General features: G+C 57.0%; 6 protein-coding genes. All 6 read right to left on the reverse strand.

The features are described from left to right. Window positions 1–297: septation protein SpoVG family protein (locus VMJ32_11670; GenBank protein HTQ39679.1), on the reverse strand; the 297-nt coding region annotated here is incomplete at its 3' end. A 209-nt stretch (window positions 298–506) separates the two neighbouring features. Further along, on the reverse strand, window positions 507–1,442 hold the full coding sequence (locus VMJ32_11675; GenBank protein ID HTQ39680.1) for a 4-(cytidine 5'-diphospho)-2-C-methyl-D-erythritol kinase: 936 nt from the start codon (window positions 1,440–1,442) through the stop codon (window positions 507–509). 424 nt (window positions 1,443–1,866) lie between these two features. After that, a complete protein-coding gene (gene ilvE / locus VMJ32_11680; GenBank protein HTQ39681.1) occupies window positions 1,867–2,784 on the reverse strand; it encodes a branched-chain-amino-acid transaminase in 918 nt (305 codons plus the stop codon). A 55-nt stretch (window positions 2,785–2,839) separates the two neighbouring features. Then, a complete protein-coding gene (locus VMJ32_11685; protein ID HTQ39682.1) occupies window positions 2,840–3,739 on the reverse strand; it encodes an ABC transporter ATP-binding protein in 900 nt (299 codons plus the stop codon). Next, on the reverse strand, window positions 3,732–5,342 hold the full coding sequence (locus VMJ32_11690) for an FtsX-like permease family protein (protein ID HTQ39683.1): 1,611 nt from the start codon (window positions 5,340–5,342) through the stop codon (window positions 3,732–3,734). Before VMJ32_11690 ends, VMJ32_11685 begins: the two co-directional genes overlap by 8 nt. A gap of 240 nt (window positions 5,343–5,582) precedes the next feature. Continuing rightward, on the reverse strand, window positions 5,583–7,115 hold the full coding sequence (lysS, locus tag VMJ32_11695) for a lysine--tRNA ligase (GenBank protein ID HTQ39684.1): 1,533 nt from the start codon (window positions 7,113–7,115) through the stop codon (window positions 5,583–5,585). Between the last annotated feature and the right edge of the window lie 342 nt (window positions 7,116–7,457).

Here is a 7,457-nt window from a genome sequence, read left to right on the forward strand (position 1 = left end):
GTGGGCGATGTCGGCGTACAGTTTGGCCCGGCCATCATCGTCCAGCGGGGCACGGTTGGGGTTGAGCTTGTTCCCGCAATCGTTGCAAAAGGTGGCGCGGAGGTGGTTTTTGGAACCGCATTGCGGACAATGCGAAGTGAGCTTTCGGCTGGGCATGGCGACAAAGGGGCCGTTGGAGCCGTCGATGATTTTGAGATCGCGAATGACGAAGCAATTATCGAAGGTGATGGAGCAAAAGGCTTGCAACCGCTCGCCGCCTTCTTCCATCAGCTTGATGCGAACTTCGGTGATTTCCACGGCTGTTCTCCTGGCGAAGCCGGTGCAGGCCCCTCCCCTGCAAGGCGAAATGCTAAATAACTCGCGCTGAACTTTGAATCGAAAGGGTCATCCGTAGTGTGAAGGCATAAGCGTCGAAGGAATCAAAAGTTGAACGACAGGGAGCACAAGTGTTTGACTTTGCGACGGTGGATCTTTTTAATCTCCGATTGCAGACGGACTGTCCGATTTCAAACGGAACTGACTGACCATACCAAGCCGATTTCTGGCTGTCGGCTGCGTAAGCGCGCCGCCACGTGCCGCGACTGAGCAGCCGTACGAAATAAGGCAAAACAAGCACTGCCGCTTCCGCTCATGCCGACGACTAAACCACCTTCCGCCGCCAAACGGTCTAGCACTTTATCGATCCACGGCGACAACCGGCGGGCGGGCTCCAACAGTTGATTGTGGAGCCGCAGGCCGAGGGCCGTCCACTGCTGATTTCGCAAGGCCTCGATCACGGGTCCCAGGCGCCGCGGTTTGATATTTACACGGCATGCCTGGTAAACCGCGGCCGTCGACAAACCTTCTGGCGGCCGAACAATCACCAAGTGCAACTTTCCGAATCGGCTCACGAGTTCGATCTGTTCTCCTCGCCCACGGCAAACCGCCGGACAAGAAGAGAGAAAGAACGGCACATCGCTTCCCAATTCCGCCGCGGCCGGTTGTAATTGAGGCAACGACCAATTCAGGTTCCAAAGCTGGTTGGCCGCCAATAAGGCGGCCGCCGCATCGCTTGATCCGCCGCCCAGGCCGGAGGCAGCAGGAATTCGCTTGATTAACCGCAGCTTGACTCCGCGGTGGATTCCGGCTTGCCGGGCCAGCAGGCGAATCGCCCGCACGGCATGGTTGTGTTCTACTTCCGGTAGTTCTCCCAAAGGATGGGCCGCCGCCTGCGGCGTAACACTGCCAATTTGCATTCCGTATGCTAGGGCCCAGCGAGCAACAAGAGTGACTTGTCCGGAAGGATCGTCCTCCAGGTGCAAGGTGTCGTAGAGCCCTACAGGAACCATCAGGGTTTCGATCTCATGGAACCCGTCGCCGCGCCGATTTAGCACTTCGAAGAAAAGGTTGATTTTCGCCGGCGCTAACACTTCGATGCCAGTAGCGCTGCGGCGGATCTGCACCCGACGTTCCCTCGACGGCCAAACACAGCACGGTCCTACCGACCGCGATCAACCAACGCAAGCGTACAAATAACAAGAATGAATCCGGCAATTCGGCCGATTCGTTTCGGCCGAAAATGTTAGTTCAGGAGTGTTCAACTTAGCGAATATTGACAAAACAGTCAACCAATTCACAGAACCGAAAGTGACTGGGGGGGGGTGCAGACGCTACCTGACATCTGGACATTCCTCGAACGCTACTGGTAAGTAAGTTAAACAGCCAGGGTAGATTTTAACGCCTGAGCAAGAGATTCGCCGTTTACACCGAGGTCAGAAAGCTTACTGGCTAAGGGCCGGGTAAGCGTAAGATTGGTCATGTAGCTCAATAACAGCACGTCAAACCAGAGGCTGCCGGCTCAATTAGCAAGTCCTGTTGGGGATGGGCCTACGCCTCGGCCCGTGTGAGTTTGTGGAAGCGTTGAATGAGATCGCGCGTGACGGGGCCAGGCTTGCCGTCGCCGATGGTGCGATTGTCGATTTTCACGACGGGAATAACTTCGGCGGCGCTGCCGGTGAGAAAACACTCTTCGGCGATGTAGACATCGTGCCGGGTGAGTGACATTTCCTGCACGTTGATGCCGGCGGCACGAGCCAGTTCGATGACGGCATCTCGGGTAATGCCATCCAGAATTCCGGCATCGAGCGGCGGGGTTTGCAGCACTCCGGCCCGTACCAGGAAGATGTTGTCGCCAGTGCACTCGGCCACTTCGCCTTTGTGGTTGAGCATGAGTGCTTCGATGCAGCCGGCTTTCAGTCCCTCGATTTTGGCCAGAATATTGTTCAAATAATTGAGCGATTTGATTCGCGGGCTCAGCGCCGCCGGATGGTTGCGCTGTGTGCTGGCGGTGACGATTTCCATACCGTTGCGGTAAAAATCTTCGGGATACAGCTCGATTTTATCGGTGATGATGATCACCTGTGGGTTGCTGCAACGATTGGGGTCCAAACCCAGAGTACCGGCGCCGCGGGTTACCACAAGGCGGATGTAACCGTCTTTGATGTTGTTGGTCGCCAAGGTGTCGTAGACCGCCTGTGACAGAGCTGGGCGGCTGAGCGGAATTTCCAGCCATATCGCCTTGGCCGAACACCAGAGCCGATCCAAATGCTGCTCCAGGCGAAACACTTTGCCGCCGTAGCTGCGCATGCCTTCGAAAACGCCGTCGCCGTAGAGCAAGCCGTGATCAAAAACGCTGATCTTGGCGTCGTCCTTGTCCAGTAGTTGGCCGCTGATGTAAATCTTGAGGGATTTGGGCGGAGCCGTATGAGGCGACGGTCGAGTGGGTTGGTCTTTAAGTTCCGGCATAACGATCACTTTCGCCAGCAAAGGGAACTAATGGAGCAAGTAGACGCCACTGCCACTATTCTACGTCGGGAACGACCACTTGGCCGCCAGCCAAACGGACGATGCGGTCGGCTTTTGCGGCAATGGCGGCATCGTGGGTCACCATGACTATAGAGAGGCCGTGCTCGGCGTTCAAGGTTCGCAAAATCCGCAAAATTTCCAGGCCTGTGTTTTGGTCGAGATTGCCGGTGGGTTCGTCGGCAAGCAGGACTTGCGGCCGGGCAATCAGCGCCCGGGCAATGGCTACCCGTTGCATTTCGCCGCCGGAAAGTTCGCGGGGACGGTGTTTCAACCGGTGCCCCAACCCCAAGGTGTTTAGCAATTCTTTGGCCCGTTGGACAGATTGGCTGCGGCCGCGCCAGTAGCTCCAAGTGCTGCGACCAATCATCAACGGGGTCAGCACATTTTCCAGCATCGTGAGTTCCGGCAACAGATGATAAAATTGAAAGATCATGCCGAACTGTTCGTTCCGCAACCGTTCGCGCAGCGTGGCGGGCAGGTTGTCAATGCGGCGGCCAGAGAAGTGAACCTCGCCGGCGGTGGGAGCGTCGAGCGTGCCCAGTAGATGCAGCAGCGTGCTTTTGCCGCAGCCGCTTTGGCCGACGATGGCCAAGAATTCTCCTTGCCGCACTTCCAAATCAACGCCCGTTAGCACGGGAATATCGAGCGAACCCTTGCGATAGTGCTTGTGCAGGCCGACGGCGGAAAGATGAACGGCGGAATAGGTTTCCGATGGGGAGCGGGGAGTGGGGAGTTGGGAGTTGGGAGTTGGGATTGGGGAATGGGGAATGGGGATTGGGGAGTGGGGAGTGGGGGGCGCGTCGGGGACCCTCAGCTTGCCCTCTGCCGGAGCGAGCGGGGAATTCGCCGGCGAATTGGCGCGGCGGGGCACAATCAATTGGGGTTGCTCACTCATAGCGTAGGGCCTCCACAGGATGCAAACGGGCGGCACGCAGCGCAGGCAGCACGCTGGCCATTACGGCGATCGACAACGCCCCCACGACAATCCAGGTGACGGTGAAGGGATCGATGATCGTGGGAATTTCGTAAAAATAATAAATGGTCGGGTCGAAAACCGGTTGGCCGGTCACCCATTCCAAAGCGTCGCGAATTTGATTGATGTTCTGCACAAACAAGAGACCAATCGCCAATCCCACGCCGGCGCCAACGATGCCCAGCGACAGTCCGTAACCCAGGAAAATGCCCATGATGCCGCGGCTGGAAGCGCCCAGCGATTTGAGAATGCCGACGTCGCGCGTTTTTTCAACCACAATCATGAAAAAGATCGCCAGAATGCCGAAGCCGGCCACGGCGATAATCATGAACAACAGAATATTGAGCACGGCCCGTTCCATTTGCACGGCGGCCAGCAGGGCGCCTTGCTTATCGCGCCAGGTGTAAACGCCGTACAGTTCAGGAGGAAATTTGCTGCGCAGTTCGTCGCGGACGGTGTCGGGGTCGACGCCGGGCTGGAGCTTGATTTGAATGGCCGTGACGTTGGAGCCGATGCCGCGCATGGCTTGCAGTTCTTTGATGGGAACGAACACGAAGGTCGAATCGTATTCGCTCATTTTGCTTTCATAAAAATCGACGACGGTGAATTTCCAATCTTGCCGCTTGATTTGCGTGCCGGCGGTGGGGACGGTGATGTTGACATCGTCGCCGGGCAACAGCAGGAAGCGGTCGTTGCCGTCATGATCGCGCACGCTGGCCAGGGCGATGCCCAACACCACGCCGGGCCATTGTTTTTTGGCGGGATCGAGCTGTTCGACAGGCTGCGGGCCAAACGGATCTTTGGCGGCGGCGTTGGCGGCCGGCGCGGCGGAGTCGGCTTGCGTTTTTGCAGGATGATCTGACGACAAGTCGTCGGCTTGGGATTCACCTGACCCCTGGCCCCTGACCCCTGACCCCTGGTCGTTGCCCCCTGCTCCTTGATTTCCGACCCCGGGCTCTTGCGGCTGCACCTTGGTCCAGGCTTTTTGGCGCTGGGCCATGATCCGGCGCCATTTCCAACCGGCCTGCTCCATGCCGATCCGCAGCGGGGCTTTGTCGCCCATTTGATGGTCGCGGACATCGTAACCGGATTCGCGAAGTTGAAACGACAATTGGTTGCGGTTATCAGGATGTTGCAGGTATTTGGAGAAGTCGCTGACCGAGGCATAGGTGGCTTCGTCGATGCCGATGAACATTATCTGCTGCTCATGCTCCTGGCCGGGTGGACCATAGCTGAGAATGCCGGGGACGTGCACGGTGGGCGTCATGCCGGCAATTTGCTTGCCGGCGACGAGGCGGATGTTGTCCATGACGAATTGCGGGTCTTCGATGTTCTCCATGCCATGCCCTTCCAGAACAACGTCGGAAAGGATGCCGTGCATGCGGTCTTCCATTTCGTGCGAGAAGCCGGCCATGACGGCGTTGACGACAATCATGGTGGCCACGCCCAGCATCACGCTGATGATGGAAGCCAGGGCGATGTAGCGCGTCCGCAAATAGCGCCAACAGAGAAGCGGTTTGTACATGTGCCAATCCTTTGGCTTGGTTGTCCGTTTTATTGAACCGCGGAGGCGCAGAGACGCGGAGAAATCGGGCAGCAAAAATTGTTGACGATGCGCCGAATGCTATTCTTCACAACAGATAGCTGAAAATTGACGAACATCCCATTCGACTTTTAAATAATTTCAAATGATTTTCCTGTCGATCAGCAACGCTTTTCATATTGATTCTTCTCTGCGTCTCCGCGTCTCTGCGGTTAAATTGTGTTATGCCTCTGGCCGGAGCAGAGGGAATAAAATTACGTCGCGGATGGAGGTGCTGCCGGTGAGCAGCATCACCAGCCGATCAATGCCGACGCCCAAGCCGCCGGCCGGGGGCATGCCGTGGCGGAGGGCGCGGATAAAATCGTGATCCATTTTCGCCATCGAGTCTTCTTCCTTCTGGCCGGCAAGCTGCTTGCTGAACAACTCGGCCTGCAGGTCGGGATCGTTCAATTCGGTGTAGGCGTTGGCCACTTCCATGCCGTTGATGACCAGCTCGAAGCGCTCGGCAATGGCCGGGTTATCGCGCTTGCGCTTGGTCAGCGGGCAAATGCTGGCCGGGTAGTCCATTACAAATATGGGGCCGACGAGATTGTCTTCGACGCGCTCCTCAAACACTTCGCTTTTAATCACGTCGGGGTGTTTGCCGGCGGTGTCGAAGCCGATTTTTTCCGCCAGCGCCTTGATGCCGGCTTGATCGTTGCCGGCCACGCCGGTGTGCTGCTGGAATAGTTCGTCGTAGGTGTGGCGGGCAAAGGGCGGGGTGAAATCGAGCGTGGCGTCGCCGTAGGACAGTTTAAAATCGGGCGTGGCGTTTTTGTCGGATTGAATTGCGCAGATGGCGTTGACGATGAGCTTCTCGGTCAAATCCATCATCGAGTGGTAATCGCCGTACGCCTGATACAGCTCCAGCATGGTGAATTCCGGATTGTGCCGCGGGCTGATACCTTCGTTGCGGTAGACACGGCCCAACTCGTACACCCGTTCCATGCCGCCGACCAACAATCGCTTCAGGTGCAGCTCCAGCGCGATACGCAGGTACAAATCGATATCGAGCGCGTTGTGATGCGTTTTGAAGGGCCGGGCCGCCGCGCCGCCGGCAATGGAATGCAGCGTGGGGCCTTCGACTTCAACAAATCCCTCGCCCGCCAGCGTTTGCCGGATGGATTGGACAATTTGGGTGCGCTTTAAAAACCGGGGCAGAACCCCATCGCCGTGGATCAAGTCCAAATAGCGTTGCCGCTGGCGGAGTTCGGGATCGTTCAGGCCGTGGAATTTATCGGGGGGCGTTTCCAGCGACTTGGTGAGGAAATACAACTTGTCGACGAAAATGGTCAGCTCACCGGTTTTCGTCTTTTTCAATTCGCCGTCGACGCCGATCAAATCGCCCAGATCGAAGCATTGGGCCAGGGCCCAATTCTGCTCGCCGACCTGTTTTTTGCCGATATAAAGTTGTATCTGGCCGGTCCAATCACGGATGTCGGCGAAGATTAGTTTGCCGGTGTCGCGCATCAACACGATGCGGCCAGCCGCGCGAACCCGGGGGCCATCTTGCTCGCCGTGCTGCTGTCCGGCGGCGGGCTGGGAAACCGTGATTTCGGCTTCCCGGCGGCGGATTTCGCCGAGGGCTTGATAATCGTCAAATCGAGAACCCCAGGGATCGACGCCCAGGGCCACGATTTTGCGAAGCTTTTCCCGACGGGCGCTTTCCAACGCATCGCTGGAACTTTCAGAAGAATTGCCGGGGGGACTGGTCATGGTGGCGGGCATTGTGCGTTTCTCTTAACCTCAAGAACCGCAACATTTTAGTGAAAACAGAGTAGGGGTCAATGTCAGCCGGTGCGGCAGCACACACAAGCTTTGAAAAGAGCGGATTTCAAGGGGGAAAGAAAAGGTTATGTTTGTATTAGCGAATAACAATGCAGAGGTTTTGTGACGGCGATGGAATGGCTGGCATCAAACGATGTAACCCGTTGGTGCGTCGAGAGAACAAACTTGCCTGGCCACCCGTAATTTAACCGGCAGGGTAACTAAAGCGATTCGGGCCGACCGAATAACCATTTTGTAACCCTGGTCTGGCGAATGAGCTTCTAAGGAAGA

The organism is Pirellulales bacterium, from assembly GCA_035499655.1.
Taxonomy (GTDB): Bacteria; Planctomycetota; Planctomycetia; order Pirellulales; family JADZDJ01; genus DATJYL01.